At 32.8% G+C, this 14,253-nt stretch carries 18 protein-coding genes; 4 read left to right on the top strand and 14 right to left on the bottom strand.

The annotated features are described in order from the left end of the window. Window positions 1-11 precede the first annotated feature (11 nt). The 4 genes from B7R65_RS08890 to B7R65_RS08875 all read right to left on the bottom strand — a co-directional run bounded on the left by B7R65_RS08890 (window position 12) and on the right by B7R65_RS08875 (window position 2,420). Entirely contained in the window at window positions 12-680 is a 669-nt protein-coding gene (locus B7R65_RS08890) for an HAD family hydrolase (protein WP_088042408.1), read from the bottom strand. Window positions 681-763: 83 nt separating this feature from the next. Next, complete coding sequence (locus B7R65_RS08885) at window positions 764-1,318, bottom strand: GNAT family N-acetyltransferase (RefSeq protein WP_088042407.1); 555 nt, start codon at window positions 1,316-1,318, stop codon at window positions 764-766. Between the two features lie 29 nt (window positions 1,319-1,347). Beyond that, a complete protein-coding gene (locus B7R65_RS08880) occupies window positions 1,348-1,761 on the bottom strand; it encodes a GNAT family N-acetyltransferase (protein ID WP_088042406.1) in 414 nt (137 codons plus the stop codon). A gap of 35 nt (window positions 1,762-1,796) precedes the next feature. Then, a complete protein-coding gene (locus tag B7R65_RS08875; RefSeq protein WP_088042405.1) occupies window positions 1,797-2,420 on the bottom strand; it encodes an HAD family hydrolase in 624 nt (207 codons plus the stop codon). 205 nt (window positions 2,421-2,625) lie between these two features. Here B7R65_RS08875 and B7R65_RS08870 point away from each other — a divergent pair, with 205 nt between their 5' ends. Continuing rightward, entirely contained in the window at window positions 2,626-3,237 is a 612-nt protein-coding gene (locus tag B7R65_RS08870; RefSeq protein ID WP_088042404.1) for a DedA family protein, read from the top strand. Between the two features lie 26 nt (window positions 3,238-3,263). Here the strand turns inward: B7R65_RS08870 and B7R65_RS08865 are convergent, their stop codons facing one another. Both B7R65_RS08865 and B7R65_RS08860 read right to left on the bottom strand, forming a co-directional pair. Next, the gene (locus tag B7R65_RS08865; protein ID WP_088042403.1) at window positions 3,264-5,390 is read right to left on the bottom strand and encodes a heavy metal translocating P-type ATPase; all 2,127 of its coding nucleotides are present in this window, start codon (window positions 5,388-5,390) and stop codon (window positions 3,264-3,266) included. Between the two features lie 32 nt (window positions 5,391-5,422). After that, on the bottom strand, window positions 5,423-5,806 hold the full coding sequence (locus tag B7R65_RS08860) for an ArsR/SmtB family transcription factor (RefSeq protein ID WP_088042402.1): 384 nt from the start codon (window positions 5,804-5,806) through the stop codon (window positions 5,423-5,425). Window positions 5,807-5,967: 161 nt separating this feature from the next. Here B7R65_RS08860 and B7R65_RS21290 point away from each other — a divergent pair, with 161 nt between their 5' ends. Continuing rightward, complete coding sequence (locus B7R65_RS21290; RefSeq protein WP_179194819.1) at window positions 5,968-6,135, top strand: hypothetical protein; 168 nt, start codon at window positions 5,968-5,970, stop codon at window positions 6,133-6,135. 604 nt (window positions 6,136-6,739) lie between these two features. On the opposite strand, the gene B7R65_RS08855 is transcribed toward B7R65_RS21290, so the two are convergent. The 5 genes from B7R65_RS08855 to B7R65_RS08835 all read right to left on the bottom strand — a co-directional run bounded on the left by B7R65_RS08855 (window position 6,740) and on the right by B7R65_RS08835 (window position 10,382). Continuing rightward, the gene (locus tag B7R65_RS08855) at window positions 6,740-7,255 is read right to left on the bottom strand and encodes a PCYCGC motif-containing (lipo)protein (RefSeq protein ID WP_088042401.1); all 516 of its coding nucleotides are present in this window, start codon (window positions 7,253-7,255) and stop codon (window positions 6,740-6,742) included. Window positions 7,256-7,341: 86 nt separating this feature from the next. Further along, a complete protein-coding gene (locus B7R65_RS08850) occupies window positions 7,342-8,091 on the bottom strand; it encodes a hypothetical protein (protein ID WP_088042400.1) in 750 nt (249 codons plus the stop codon). Then, window positions 8,081-8,830, bottom strand: a complete 750-nt coding sequence (locus tag B7R65_RS08845) for a hypothetical protein (protein WP_088042399.1) — start codon at window positions 8,828-8,830, stop codon at window positions 8,081-8,083. The genes B7R65_RS08850 and B7R65_RS08845 overlap by 11 nt, the downstream gene beginning before the upstream one ends. A gap of 263 nt (window positions 8,831-9,093) precedes the next feature. Next, window positions 9,094-9,615 carry a GNAT family N-acetyltransferase gene (locus B7R65_RS08840; protein ID WP_088042398.1) on the bottom strand — a complete coding sequence of 174 codons (522 nt, stop codon included), beginning with the start codon at window positions 9,613-9,615 and terminating at the stop codon, window positions 9,094-9,096. A gap of 59 nt (window positions 9,616-9,674) precedes the next feature. Beyond that, the gene (locus B7R65_RS08835; RefSeq protein WP_088042397.1) at window positions 9,675-10,382 is read right to left on the bottom strand and encodes a DNA alkylation repair protein; all 708 of its coding nucleotides are present in this window, start codon (window positions 10,380-10,382) and stop codon (window positions 9,675-9,677) included. A gap of 101 nt (window positions 10,383-10,483) precedes the next feature. Here B7R65_RS08835 and B7R65_RS08830 point away from each other — a divergent pair, with 101 nt between their 5' ends. Next, window positions 10,484-11,272 (top strand): carbonic anhydrase, encoded by a 789-nt coding sequence (locus B7R65_RS08830; RefSeq protein ID WP_088042396.1) that lies wholly within the window; start codon window positions 10,484-10,486, stop codon window positions 11,270-11,272. 72 nt (window positions 11,273-11,344) lie between these two features. Here B7R65_RS08830 and B7R65_RS08825 read toward each other — a convergent pair whose 3' ends face one another. Further along, window positions 11,345-11,908, bottom strand: coding sequence for a beta-class carbonic anhydrase (locus tag B7R65_RS08825; protein WP_088042395.1), 564 nt, complete (start codon window positions 11,906-11,908; stop codon window positions 11,345-11,347). A 245-nt stretch (window positions 11,909-12,153) separates the two neighbouring features. Between B7R65_RS08825 and B7R65_RS08820 the strand changes: the two genes are divergently transcribed. After that, a complete protein-coding gene (locus B7R65_RS08820; RefSeq protein ID WP_088042683.1) occupies window positions 12,154-12,936 on the top strand; it encodes an aldo/keto reductase in 783 nt (260 codons plus the stop codon). 53 nt (window positions 12,937-12,989) lie between these two features. Here the strand turns inward: B7R65_RS08820 and B7R65_RS08815 are convergent, their stop codons facing one another. Both B7R65_RS08815 and B7R65_RS08810 read right to left on the bottom strand, forming a co-directional pair. Further along, window positions 12,990-13,289, bottom strand: a complete 300-nt coding sequence (locus B7R65_RS08815) for a hypothetical protein (protein WP_088042394.1) — start codon at window positions 13,287-13,289, stop codon at window positions 12,990-12,992. Window positions 13,290-13,375: 86 nt separating this feature from the next. After that, the gene (locus tag B7R65_RS08810; protein ID WP_088042393.1) at window positions 13,376-14,017 is read right to left on the bottom strand and encodes an alanyl-tRNA editing protein; all 642 of its coding nucleotides are present in this window, start codon (window positions 14,015-14,017) and stop codon (window positions 13,376-13,378) included. Window positions 14,018-14,253: the final 236 nt, after the last annotated feature.

Below are 14,253 nucleotides of genomic sequence, written 5' to 3'. Positions count from 1 at the left end.
TCCCAATCACTCTATCTATTAACCTTATTATCTTGTAAAAGCATGTTTAAATGACTCACACTTTTTGCAATATAATCGGCCCCTGCATTTACTAATTCTTCTTTACTACCGTATCCATACTCCACTCCAATAGAATGCACATTCATCTTTTTTGCACCTATTATATCGTGAGAGCGATCTCCTATCATAACTGCATTCTGTTTAGGGAAAAACGCATATTTTTGAAAGATGTACTCAATGATATCCTTCTTGTCAATTCTCGTACCATCTAATTCACTCCCAACAACTTCAATAAAATAATTTTCTAGTTGAAAATAGTTTACAATCTGAACTGCAAATACTGTTGGTTTAGAAGTTGCAACGAGTAATTTCTTACCCTCTTTATGTAATGCATTTAAAAGTTCTCTTATGCCATCATATAACTTATTTTCCATCATACCATTTTTTGAAAAGTACTCACGATAATAATGAACTGCTTGTTGTACCTCTTCTTCATTCATGTGACATATATTCGCAAATGAATGTTGTATTGGTGGACCTATGAATTTTAAAAGATCTAATTCTATTAATCCAGGCTTTTTCATTTTATGAAGAGCATATTTAATTGAGTTGACAATTCCCACTTTAGGATCAGTTAATGTACCATCTAGATCGAAAAGAATAATCTCATAGTTTTTCATAAATCCCTCCTAATTACCTAGCATTCATCTATAAAAACCATAAAGAAACGTTAGCAAGATAAGCTAACGTACTTCTCTACTCTTTATTTATTTCTCTGTTTCCAGTCTTGTTTCAGCATGCTATAGATTGCTAAATCGACTGAACTACCTCTTATTTGTTGCGCTGCTCTAAGTATACCTTCTTCTTTAAATTCAAGTCGTTCTGGAATCGCTCTGCTCTTTCTATTTTCAACTGCAGCTCTTATTACAACTCGATTAAGCTCAAGTTCCTTAAAGCAATATGTAGTCAACCCTTCAACAACACGTGTCATAATTCCTTTTCCTTGCCAACGATTGCTTAACCAATAGCCTATTTCTGTCGCTTGATTGGTCCAATCGATATAATGTAACCCTGCCATTCCAATAAGTTCATCTTTATAAAAAATGGCTGTTTCAAAACCATTATTATCAGCAAACTTTTGAAGCCACATTGGAATAATTGTTTTTTTATACTCTTCAACACTAGGTATAGTTTCAGCCCAGATTAACCATTCTTTCAAGCATTCTTGATTTTCAATTAGTGCTTCAACAAGGATACCAGCATATTTTGGGGTTAATAAGTTAATAGAAAGCTCAGAATCTAATTGAATTTTAAACATAAGTTTCCCTCCTATAATTCCAAAACAGTTTATCTAATTGCTCGGTACATTCCGACAGATTTGGGTGCAGTATAATCAAATCCAAATTTTTCATATAATCCATCTGCAGGTAAATCAGCTATTAAACTAATATAGGCCCCTTTTGGTAACTTGTTCTCGATAAAATTCGTTAATTCACTCATGATATGATTTCCAATCCCTTTACCTTGATATTCAGGATCAACAGCTATATCAACGATTTGAAAAAAACAACCACCGTCACCAATAATTCTACCCATTCCAATCAGCTTAGACTGATCTCTAAATGTTACAACATGAACTGAATTGCTTAATCCGATTGAAGAAGCTTCAATTTCTTTAGGACTTAAACCTGCTGCAACTCTTAAATCAACATACTCTTTTGCACTTGGCGCTTCAAAGATTGCTTCAAAATTTGATGACATATTAATCCCTACCTTATCTTTTCACTAGTTCAACTTTATTTCTTTATTAATTGTAATAAATCCTTTGGTTTTTCAAAAATATATTCTGCATCGATAAAATTTTCTGCAGATTTAGCTCCCCATAAGGCTAGACCAAAATGAACCCCAGCTGCTTTTGCACACTGCATATCATAAATAGAATCACCAATGTAAATTGCTTCACTCGGTTGAACCGACGCTTTTTCCAAAAAAGTTTGCAGAGGTTGTGGATGTGGCTTATGGTGCACTGTATCATCCGCACAAATTTCAAGTGGAAGATGAGTATTTAACTCAAAGGAATCATATTCATTTCTCATTTCTTGTCTGGTTTTAGAAGTAACAACGCCTGTCATTTTATTTAAGGCAATTGTTTCGATGATTTTTTTCAGTCCATTAAATACACTTACTTCATGTGAAAACAGTAAGACATTCTTACACCATTCTTTATGAACTTCATCTACATTTTCAATATTAAGTCTTTTTAATGATTCTTTCCCTGGAATCCCTAAGCAAAATATTAAATTCGAAAGTTTATGTTCTACACCTGTATGGTCTAATAATGTTTTTTGAAATGATTTTAAAATTGCAGACTCAGTATCTAAAATCGTACCATCTACATCGAATATAATTGCTTTATACAATTTAGATCACCCCTAGTTTAAATTGAGCTGGTTAATAACTACCATTATACTAACTAGCATACTAACTACTAATATTAATTTCTTCATCATAAAACCACATAAAACTTGCATTCATGTCTATTTGCATAGTATATTTTGCACAATGTTGAATATGTAGTTTCATTTAACTCTTATATACTAAATAACTTAAAATAGAGGTACGGTCATGCAAAATTGGATAATTGAAACAATGAATTCATTCGGTTATTTTGGGATTTTTTTATTAATAGCACTCGAAAATATTTTCCCTCCAATCCCATCTGAGGTGATTTTAACTTTCGGAGGGTTCATGACAACCCAATCTTCCCTAACAAAAATCGGCGTGATATTCTACTCAACTTTAGGATCAATTGTTGGTGCAATCATCTTGTATGGAATCGGTACATTACTTGATGTGAAAAAGCTTGAAAGAATTGTAGCAAAATGGGGACATTTCCTTCGTCTTACAAAAAAAGATATACATAAAGCAAATGACTGGTTTTCCAAATATGGTGTTTGGACAGTGTTTTTCTGCCGATTAATACCTTTAATACGAAGTTTAATCTCAATCCCTGCTGGAATGTCTCGAATGAACTTTTGGACTTTTTTATTATTTACTCTCCTTGGTTCACTAATTTGGAATACAATTCTTGTTTATGTGGGTGCATCAGTTGGAGCATCATGGAAAAAAATTGTTGAGTATATGGATATTTATTCGTCGATTATCTATGGTGTGCTAGCCATAATTCTAGGTGTCTTCCTTTTCTATTTTATCAAAAAAAGACGCCATTCAAGTTAAAAAACCTAACAAAATTGTTAGGTTTTTTATCGTTTCATTCTTAAAATCCTCATCGAATTCAATACTGCTAACACGGTTACACCTACATCTGAAATGACAGCTTCCCACATAGTTGCAATTCCGATAACTCCGAGTAATAAGAAAAAGGTTTTTACTGCTAATGCGAAGAAGATGTTTTGCCAAACAATTTGTCTAGTCCGTTTTGCAATTCGTATTGCATCAACAATTTTCGAAGGTTCATCAGACATTAGTACAACGTCCGCTGCTTCAATTGCTGCATCGGATCCAATTCCACCCATTGCAATTCCTACATCTGCACGTGCTAATACCGGCGCATCATTAATGCCGTCTCCAACAAATGCAATTTTTTCTTTTTTAAGCTTCATCTTTTCGATAAGTTCTAGTTTTTCAACCTTTTGATGTGGAAGTAGCTCTGAATAAATCTCATCTATTCCTATCTTGCTACCAATCTCTTGGGCAACTATATTTAAATCCCCTGTTAGCATAATTGTTTTTTTGATTCCAACCCGTTTAAGATTTGAAATTGCTTTGGTTGCATCTTCTTTTAACTGATCTGAAATGAGAATCGATCCAACATACTCATTATTCTTTGCCAGATACACAATTGTACCAGTTTCATGTAATTCATCAAATAGAATATGATGAGTATTCATTAGTCGCGCGTTTCCCGCTAAAACCTCATCTTTTTCAACTAACACACTAATTCCATGTCCAGCAATTTCTTTATAATTTGAAAGTTTGTCTCCTATTATTTCTTTTCCAAATTTATGACGTATCGAAAGAGCTATAGGATGTGTTGAGAAATATTCCGCATAAGCAGCTAATTCCAATAGTTCTTCTTCTGAAAAACCATTTCTTGGATTAATTGAACTTACTTCAAATTGACCTTTTGTTAACGTACCCGTTTTATCAAAAACAATATATTTCACATCATTTAAAGCTTCTAAATAATTACTACCCTTAACTAAAACGCCAGATTTTGATGCAGCACCAATTCCTCCAAAGAACCCCAGTGGAATTGAAACTACTAGTGCACACGGACATGATATAACTAAAAAGATTAATGCTCGATACACCCAATCATATAAAGTTTCACCAGACATAACAATTGGAGGAATGACAGCTATGATTGCTGCTGTAATAACTACAATAGGCGTATAAACTTTTGCGAATTTAGTTATAAAATTCTCCGTAGGCGCTTTTTTATTTGTTGCATTTTGAACCAATTCTAAAATCTTTGAAACTGTCGATTCATTAAATTCCTTTGTTACTTTAATTTCAAGTACACCTTGTAAATTAATGAAACCACTTAACACTTCCTCACCCTCAAATACTTCACGCGGCAATGATTCCCCTGTTAAAGCTGAAGTATCAACGCTTGTTGAACCATAAGTAATTAGTCCGTCTAGAGGGATTCTTTCACCAGGTTTAACAACAATAATGTCACCTATTTTTATTTCCTCTGCATGCATTCTCTTCGTTTTGTTCTCAGTCTTTACATTCGCAAAATCAGGTCTAATATCCATTAATTTTGAAATTGAATGACGAGAACGATTAACAGCTATGCTTTGGAACAACTCACCTAATTGATAAAACAACATTACAGCAACTGCTTCAGGATATTCACCAATAATAAATGCTCCAATCGTGGCAACACCCATTAAAAAGTTTTCATCAAATATTTGCCCATTAAATATATTTTTAATCGCCTTCATGACTACATCTGCTCCAGCAATTAAATAAGCAGTTAGATATAAAATCAATAAAAAGACATTTGGTACTTTTAAAAAAATGGCTAATAGAAGAATTACACCACCAAGACTAAGCTTAATTAGTAGTTTTTTCGTATCATTATTTAGTCCGGGCTTTTCTTGCTTTGATTCAACTTCTTCTTTTAATAAAGGGTTAATATGTGGCTCAAGATTTTTAATTTTATCTTTCGCCTCTTTTATTACCTTCTCTTGTTTCTCTTCGCTAGTTGTTATGGTCATCGTCACTGTTGCAAAATTGACTGAACATGAATCAACATCTTTAATTGAAGAAACACCTTTTTCTATTTTCATTGCACAATTCGCACAATCTAATCCTTCTAATTTTAATTCCTTACGAACTTGCCTTTGTCCCGCACCCAAAACACTCAACTCCTCCCCAAAACACCAATACTTTAGTCCTCTAAAATATGCTCGAGTGCCTGATTGAAAATTTGTGTTACATGATCATCCGCCAAAGAATAATAAACTACTTTACCTTCTTTACGATTTTTTACTAAATGAGCTTGTTTTAATACACGTAGCTGATGTGAAATTGAAGATTGTGTCATTTCTAATAAATGTGCTAGATCACAAACACACATTTCAGATTGGCTAAGCGCATGTAATATTCTTGTTCTCGTTTTATCACCTAACACCTTGAATAAATCAGCTACACCTGTAAGTGTTTCAATATTCAACATACTTTCTTTAACTGTACGTATTGTATCCTCATGCATAATGGTTTGCTGACAAGACTCTTCACAAACATCATCAACCTTCTTCTTTTCCTCAATCATATTAAGTCCTCCTATGAATACATGAGCAATCATTCATATGTTTTATTAATACTATTATATGAGCGTTCGTTCATATGTGTCAAAAATTATTTGTAAATTTTAAAGGAATATTTCATAAGATAAAGAAAAGAGTAGTAATACTCGTGCAAGGAGAAGCTTAAATGACCATAATCGGATATCTATTCTGGGGAATTTGTTTCGTAGCCGTAATATTTGCCTTTTTTATGGAAAAGAAATTCGGAACCACTGCTCCTCACAAAACTGAACATCAAGTGTTGCATGAAGAATTAACGAGAATTTCGCACAATAACGATCGACCAAGATTATAAATAAAAAAGTGATTCTTATGCATTTTTGCGTAAGAATCACTTTTTATTGTGCGCTACAGACTTTTGAATGTAGGATCTGAACAAGGCGCCTCCACTTTTTAGGTTGTCTAGTTCCTGCGCCTAGACCCTCGAGGTCATAAGCCAAAGCCCATTGAAAGTATAAACCAACTTTCATTGTTCTTCGTCTTATGCTTGTCGGGTCTGAACAAGGCGCCTCCACTTTTCATGCTGTCTAGTTCCAAAAGCTAGCTCTTCGGTAAAATTCCAACAACTTTTGAAATGGAAATGTCACCACTTCTTCAAGTAGTCGGAGATTTTCCTCTCAGAGCTGAAAAAGCTTTTTCCACTTTTCAGGTTGTCTAGTTCCAAAAGCTAGCTCTTCGGTAAAATTCCAACAACTTTTGAAATGGAAATGTCACCACTTCTTCAAGTAGTCGGAGATTTTCCTCTCAGAGCTGAACAAGCTTTTTCCACTTTTCAGGTTGTCTAGTTCCAAAAGCTAGCTCTTCGGTAAAATTCCAACAACTTTTGAAGTGGAAATGTCACCACTTCTTCAAGTAGTCGGAGATTTTCCTCTCAGAGCTGAAAAAGCTTTTTCCACTTTTCAGGTTGGCATTGGTGTGTTTGTTGGTTTTGCATATCCATCTTTATATTTGTTATCTATATAATTTCTAATTTCTAAATTTGTTTTTCCCTTTTGTTTTAAAGTAGCTGATTCTAGAGCGATTTCCATGCAATTTACACATGTTGTGGCATGACTATCCCATACGATTGATCCATCTTGTTTTTGTTCATTAATAAAACAATCTAAATTACTTTTATGTCCAACGCTTTCACCACATCCACAGTAGCATGGTATATTTTTCAATAGTTCCGCATTTTGTGCAGCAACTAAATATATTTGTTGGATTTGTGGTTCTTTTACAGCCAAGAACGTTGGTAAAGTTTCTTTGTTTTTTGTTTGTTCACGAATATCACTCGTATTGTTATGTTCATCATGATTTTCATGATTTTTATGCCCACTAGTAAGATTCACTTCTTTTTTATCACTACTGCAACCTGCTAATAAAATCGAAATGGATAATGCAGATAAAACGTTAATGATTAATTTACTGTTCATTTCTTTCCTCCATTAACTTTAACCTAATCTGATTGTATTCATTATTTGGATGAAAGACAAATTATTGACAATAGTTATTTATTTGATTAATAATTACGATTTTCTACTTGGTGATCGTCTTCTTCAATAACATTGTCAAAGAGATCATCTTCAAAGGTATAACCAATCCCATTAATAGAATTTTCGGGAAAGATCTCTTTTCCTACTTTGTCGTATGTTGTCATTGATAGACTTATTGAAGTTGGGTAAGCATCGTCATCTAATATTGATTTATTACTTGATTCTATCTTCTGTTCCAACTTTTGAATTTCAACCCAATTTTGAGGATATTTAAAATAACCGTATGTTTTATTTTTGAGACTAACTCTTTTTTCCATTTGAATTTTAGGTGTGTAATAATTAATGTTATCTGAAACTTGAAATCCTCGAGAGCGTAAAAATCTAATCTTTATCTCATACACATGATCGTCCGGACTATAATTCCAAAACATAGCATATGAGGCAGGATCATGAGGGTTTATTTTCCAAAGAGTTGGCATTCCACCTTTATTAGATATACTTACGACTTTCCATTTATGGTGTTCCCATTTCCAAAAGCTAACACCATATTCATTTCGTTTTGATATTATTGGTACGTAAACATGCTTTTGATCAATATAGATGATATCTTGAATTTCCTTTGCAAAAGCCATCTCAGTGGATTCATTAATGATATGTTTTAAAGTTCTTTCCGAATAAAACGGTTTTGGCTTTGCAAGATAAAACCAATAGATTAAACTAAGCGCTAATAATATTGTAAATAGTAAACTAATGATTATTTTTTTATTAGTTAACATGACTATTTCCTCCTTTAACCGGTGAAATAATCTTTGCTTCACTTCTGAAGTAGTAATGCCTTCCGTTAGTTGTAATAAAAATCCCTTTTCCATCTTTTTCTATATAAATCATAGAATCTAAACCACTACCAAACTTTGGTTTCGTACCTAGTAATAAATATGGAAAACGTTCAGGCGGTGTAGGTTTTTTCTCCTCATAATGTGATGATTCGTAATACCATGCTTCACTGTTTATATTATTAGCTTTAAATAAGTTCTTTGATGTGAGCATTTTATTACTTATTAATGACACATCGCTAAATTTTATATTTGTCGTAAGAACGCTTGGCTCATGAATGTCAGCGATAAATGTTTGGATCTCATCTTTCGGATACATTAATGAATTGATCGGTTGAATTAGGAAGTTAGTAATTATAAAAACAAATCTAAGTAAAAACCCTTTCCACGCAAAACCACGGTAGATCGTCCATCTTTCAGATTTCCTCCTTCTACTAAACCAATAAATGATCCAAACACCTATCGGTAAAATCGGAAATTGAATAATATTTTGATAGAAATTGAAATTAAATGTAAAGGCAAAGGCACCAATATACATAACACCTAATGCCTTCCAAAGTTTTGGTTTAATTTCCTTTTCTTTATACACCCGATAAAAAACGAAGCCTATGAGCATAAAGTTTAAGATTGAGACAATTATAGAAGGTATGTGTTTTAGTGAATCTAAACCATGAATTGTCATTATTTTCTCCTTTTATATACGCTCTGTTAATGTTTTTGTTGATATTAAACAAAACGCATTGTTCTGAAAGATTTAATATGATTTGAAGCAAAGAATGTATATAGAGATTTGATTGGAGTGTATGGTGCGAGACTCCTGTGGGAGTAGCGAGAAGGGTGAGACCCCGCAGGCTTGCCGAGGAGACTCAGCTCACGCCCCACGGAAAGGGAGCATCCTGTAACGGAATTCAACATTATTTTTTAAGAGAGCTTTTATATAAGATACTAAACATCATAATGTCTTTGATTATCTAATCGATAATATCTTTCTGATGCGATGGTTCCTTCATCTTCTAATTCATTAATACATTGAAAACCGAATTGCTCCAAAATTTTAATTGAGTTAACATTGCCTGATTCTACACAAGCAACTAAATAGTCTAAATTTCGTTCATCAAAACAATATGAAATGATTAATTTAATCAATTCTGAACCGTAACCCTTCCCCCAATGTTCTTCTATTAATCTATAACCGATCTCGTATTCTTTCTTTTCATTTTTAATGACTGCACATGTTCCGATAAATTCATCATTTTCAATTTTACATACTGCCAATACTAAAAAGTTTATATTTTTCACTTCATAATTATGAAGTATATTTTCTAATTCTTTTTTCGTTTCATCACTTGTTTTTGGTCGTCCTGTAATATACTTCATAACATTCGGATTAGATTGCAGCTTATGTAAACCACTTAAATCATTTATAGTAAGTTCTCTAATAAAAAGTCTATCTGATTCTAAAACCATCTCCACTATATCTCCTTCTAATAAAAAACCACCTACTTAACATAGGTGATTTCTTCATGCTAACAAATACAAGTTTTCTTCTTTACTCCAATTTTCCCTTTTGATTCAACTTTTTCAATATAATCAGTTGCTAAAGGTACTTTACAGGCTGTATTTCCAACATCTACACTTACTTTACCTATCTTTTTGGCAACGATCATTGCATCAACAGTAAGACTAGGCACAAAACTACCGACGGCTATCACAAAACTATTCATCACATAACGAACTCTATTTTTAGACGTATGAATATTCTTTTCTACATAGTTTAGGAGTTCAATCACTTCATTCTTATCAATTACTTCATCGGCAGTGATTGATAAATAATGTGTGTAAACACTCCAACCACATACTTCAATTAACTCCTCATCCGACTTTAACCATTCTCGAGCTAATTCTATAGCAAAAGGACTTTCTGCAGCCACTGCTCCAACAATACTTTCTGAAATCATATACCAGTGTACTTTACTTACCCAGTTTTGAAGTTTCTCTTTTGTCATTAACTTCGGGTTAATTGATAAACCTGCCAAATACATTGCGTCTGAATTTCCTGAATCAAATAGAGCCAATGCTAAGTCTTGATCTTTTTTCACATATTTTACAAGCTTTTTCATATCACCAATTTTAACACCAAAAAATGGCTCTTTTGCACCGTGACGTAGAAATGTTTTTTTTGTTTGCTCTGTTCCCATTTCTTCTAAAGCTTTCATAGTTTCTTCAAAATTCATAATTAACCCTCCTTTAAACTGAGTGCTTTTATAGGTTTGTACCGTAACATCGTTGTCTAAAATGTATCGTATCATACCTATATTAAAAGAGGTGTACTTAATTGAAAAAATTTTTTAGTCTTGTAAGCGTATTGCTCTTTCTATTAACAGGGTGTTCAAACATCCGAAATGAGCACGTTATTCAATTAACGGAACCGTCGGTTAAATCTAACAATGAAGTTGATTGGTCTTATACTGGTAAAACCGGTCCTAATTATTGGAGTTCAATCAAAAATGAATACGCGCTTTGCTCAAAAGGTAGTTACCAATCGCCAATAAATATTGAACAAACAAACAAATCCTCTCTCCCGTTAGGTATAAATTATCATAGTGGTGAGTTTAAGATTGAAAAAGAACAATTTACAACTAAATTGATTCCACTTAAACATTCAAACTCAATAAATTTAAGGGGTAAAAATTATGAGTTAATACAATTTCATTTTCATACTCCGAGTGAACATTTACTATACGGGAAACAATCAGCATTAGAAATCCATTTCGTACATAAAGATGCAAATGGTTCAATTGCAGTAATTGGTATTCTTGTTAATATCGGTGAGTTTAATAAAGAGTTTCAAAAAGTAATCACTTCAAACATATTATCTGGAGAAAGACAAAACGGAAATATTGTCACACTAAATTTACATTCTTTTATTCCAAATACTAGTAAAAAAATAGTATATAAAGGTTCAATAACAACGCCACCATGTACTGAGGGAGTGACCTGGATTGTTTATAAAAAACCAATTCAGTTTTCAGATAAACAAATCATGTTTTATCAAAATCTTTATTATCCTACTAACCGATCGACTCAACCAATAAACGATCGTGTTTTATTGGAATCATGGTAAGAGAAATAACAAAAGAAAAAGAGTTACTTTCTAGAATTGTTATCTAGAACAGTAACTCTTTTTGATTAAGAATTATTCCGTTGTTTTCTCATCTCTATGAACTACTTCTAATTTACCTGTATGTGGGTCAATTACTAATCCATGCACTTCAATGTCCTTTGGTATTAAAGGATGGTTTTTAATAATTGATACACTGTGTTCTACACTTTCATATACATCTGTAAATCCAGATAACCACTTATCCAAATTAATACCTGAAGAACCTAGGATTTCTAAACTATCTTCTTTAATCCCAGCTTCAATCATTCTCTTCTTGATTCGTGTTGGATCAGTATTCCCCATCCCACACTCATGGTGCCCAATAACTAACACTTCTTTTGCACCCAGTTCATAAATCGATACTAATATACTTCTCATAACTGATCCAAAAGGATGAGAAATTACAGCTCCAGCCGTTTTAATCATTTTCACATCACCATTACGTAAATCGAGTGCTTTTGGTAATAACTCAACTAAACGAGTATCCATACATGTTACAACTACTACTTCTTTATCGGGAAACTTAGAAGCTAAGTATGGCTCATATCCTTTACTTTCAACAAAATGTTTATTGAATTCTAGAATTTTATTTAACATTCATTTCCCTCCAAGCAAAAATTAAGTAAATTTTTCCTATACCTATATTGAAGGAAAAATGAAAAATTTACAACTTATCCGCTCTTTTTTATTATATTATTTAATTTCTTCAATAAAAAACTGTATTATACACATCTTATTTTTTTAAATTTTTAGAAATATATTGTACACTAGATTTAGTCTTTTATAAGGAGGGAATTAAATTGAAATTTGAACATTCGATAGAGCTACATAATGGTGTAAAAATGCCTCAATTAGGTTTAGGTGTTTGGCGTGTATCACCTGAAGATGGTGTAGATGCAGTTCGCACAGCCATTGAGGTTGGTTACCGTCATATTGACACAGCTGCAGTTTATAAAAATGAAGAACAGGTTGGTGAAGCGATTCGTCAATCAGGCGTTGCACGTAATGAACTTTTTGTTACGACAAAAGTATGGAATGCTGATCAAGGGTATGATACAACTTTAAGAGCACATGAGGAAAGCCTTAAAAAATTAGGTTTAGACTATGTTGATCTTTACTTAGTTCACTGGCCAGTTAAAGAAAAATACTTAGATACATATAAAGCACTCGAAACACTTTATGATGAAAAACAAGTACCGGCTATTGGTGTTTCGAATTTTCATATCCATCATTTAGAAGACATTGCAGCACATCGTAATATTAAACCAATGGTTGATCAAGTGGAATTACATCCAATGTTCCCACAAAACCAATTGCATGAATATTGTCAAAAGAATGGTATTGCACTAGAAGCTTGGAGTCCATTAATGCAAGGTGGCGAAGCGTTAACAAATTCGATTATTACAGATCTTGCACAAAAATATGGAAAAACATCTGCTCAAATCATTCTTCGTTGGCACTTACAACGAAATGTTATAGCAATTCCTAAATCCATTACTCCATCACGTATTAAAGAAAACTTTGAAGTATTTGACTTCAAACTTTCGGCGGATGATATGAACGAAATTGCAACACTTGATTCAAACAAACGAGTTGGTCCAGACCCTGACAATTTTGATTTTTAATGTAAAAGTAAAAGCTACCTATCTCCGTAAACAGGTAGCTTTTTTTGGTTAATTTAGTTGAAATCCTTTGTAATTCCCTCTTTTAATGGATTCTTTTTAAAAATTCCAAGTATCAAAATGATAAGACCTATAAGGAACGTGAGAGGAAGTAAAATCATCATTAGAGCAACCCCTGCAAAACCATCCTTTGCATTAAGCCCATATATTATAGAGACAAACATTGAGATAATTGGAGAAATAATAAGCATTATTGTTATTCCCCAAGTTATATATTTTCTCTTAGCAGATTTACCTCTACTAGTTTGAAAAGCTATGTATAAACCTACGACTAATAGAATAATGGCAATTTCCAATTAATCTCCTCCCATCCTTCTTGATACCATTAATATAGTTACACTCATCCTTCTTGATACCATTAATATAGTTACACTCATCCATTTTATGCTAAATAAATTTCAATCCGCTCTTTCCCTCCACCAATATTAACGCGTTTAAGTTTAATATTACCTATTTCACCTGTTGTTTTAATATGTGTTCCTCCACAAGGTACTTTTGCAAATCCATGAATCTCCCAACATCTTCGTTGTGTTTCTTCATCACTAAAATGACTGTGAATGCTCAGATTTGCTTCAATTAACTCTTTAGCTTTTAATTCTATCACTGGAAAAGTTTCAGTGATATTTCCATTCCAATAAAAATCAATTCTTGCTTTTTCACTTGTAATATTTGCTCCTATTTTTTCAGGTCGATTAAAGTTTTGGTACATTAATTCAAGTATTATTTCTGCTGCAAAATGTAGCTTCATAATTCGATATCTTTTCTCCCAATCGATTAAAACGCCAACTTCTTGTCCTTTTTGAAGAGTATGATTTTCTGGGAGTGTATAAATGATCTCTAAATTTTCTTTTTTAGCCTCTATTATTTCAAAATCTCCAATGCTACCAGAATCAGATTGTTGGCCACCTGAAAAGGCATATATGATAGTTTGATTTAATGTTATATTTTGCCCTGTCACATTTGTGATCGTTGCACTAATACTCTTTAAATATGGGTCCTCCCAAAAAAGTTTTTTTACGGCCATTTTGATTCTCCTTTTTAATCATCACTTATTTCTTACATTTTGAATTCCACTTATCAATCTTTTTTCCCTTTATCGAAATTAGAAAAACATCATATACTCAAAACGTTAATTATATAATTTAATTTTTAAAATGGTTTTAAAAGCGAACGCTCAATAATGAAAAAAATTGGAACGGAAGGTGCGTGACTCCTGCGGGAGATGCGGGACAGGTGAGACCCCGAAATGATCAAAAAGGT

Origin of the sequence: Bacillus sp. EAC (assembly GCF_002156875.1) — a bacterium.
Classification (GTDB): Bacteria; Bacillota; Bacilli; order Bacillales; family Bacillaceae_G; genus Gottfriedia.
Note: the sequence above shows the minus strand (reverse complement) of the source record. Positions and strands in the feature narration are given on the sequence as shown.

What these genes read in the sequence shown, in the direction of transcription:
- B7R65_RS08890 (WP_088042408.1), bottom strand. Translation starts at nt 680, where the DNA reads ATGAAAAACTATGAGATTATTCTTTTCGATCTAGATGGTACATTAACT.
- B7R65_RS08885 (WP_088042407.1), bottom strand. Translation starts at nt 1,318, where the DNA reads ATGTTTAAAATTCAATTAGATTCTGAGCTTTCTATTAACTTATTAACC.
- B7R65_RS08880 (WP_088042406.1), bottom strand. Translation starts at nt 1,761, where the DNA reads ATGTCATCAAATTTTGAAGCAATCTTTGAAGCGCCAAGTGCAAAAGAG.
- B7R65_RS08870 (WP_088042404.1), top strand. Translation starts at nt 2,626, where the DNA reads ATGCAAAATTGGATAATTGAAACAATGAATTCATTCGGTTATTTTGGG.
- B7R65_RS08860 (WP_088042402.1), bottom strand. Translation starts at nt 5,806, where the DNA reads ATGATTGAGGAAAAGAAGAAGGTTGATGATGTTTGTGAAGAGTCTTGT.
- B7R65_RS21290 (WP_179194819.1), top strand. Translation starts at nt 5,968, where the DNA reads ATGACCATAATCGGATATCTATTCTGGGGAATTTGTTTCGTAGCCGTA.
- B7R65_RS08855 (WP_088042401.1), bottom strand. Translation starts at nt 7,255, where the DNA reads ATGAACAGTAAATTAATCATTAACGTTTTATCTGCATTATCCATTTCG.
- B7R65_RS08850 (WP_088042400.1), bottom strand. Translation starts at nt 8,091, where the DNA reads ATGTTAACTAATAAAAAAATAATCATTAGTTTACTATTTACAATATTA.
- B7R65_RS08845 (WP_088042399.1), bottom strand. Translation starts at nt 8,830, where the DNA reads ATGACAATTCATGGTTTAGATTCACTAAAACACATACCTTCTATAATT.
- B7R65_RS08840 (WP_088042398.1), bottom strand. Translation starts at nt 9,615, where the DNA reads ATGGTTTTAGAATCAGATAGACTTTTTATTAGAGAACTTACTATAAAT.
- B7R65_RS08835 (WP_088042397.1), bottom strand. Translation starts at nt 10,382, where the DNA reads ATGAATTTTGAAGAAACTATGAAAGCTTTAGAAGAAATGGGAACAGAG.
- B7R65_RS08825 (WP_088042395.1), bottom strand. Translation starts at nt 11,908, where the DNA reads ATGTTAAATAAAATTCTAGAATTCAATAAACATTTTGTTGAAAGTAAA.
- B7R65_RS08820 (WP_088042683.1), top strand. Translation starts at nt 12,154, where the DNA reads ATGCCTCAATTAGGTTTAGGTGTTTGGCGTGTATCACCTGAAGATGGT.
- B7R65_RS08810 (WP_088042393.1), bottom strand. Translation starts at nt 14,017, where the DNA reads ATGGCCGTAAAAAAACTTTTTTGGGAGGACCCATATTTAAAGAGTATT.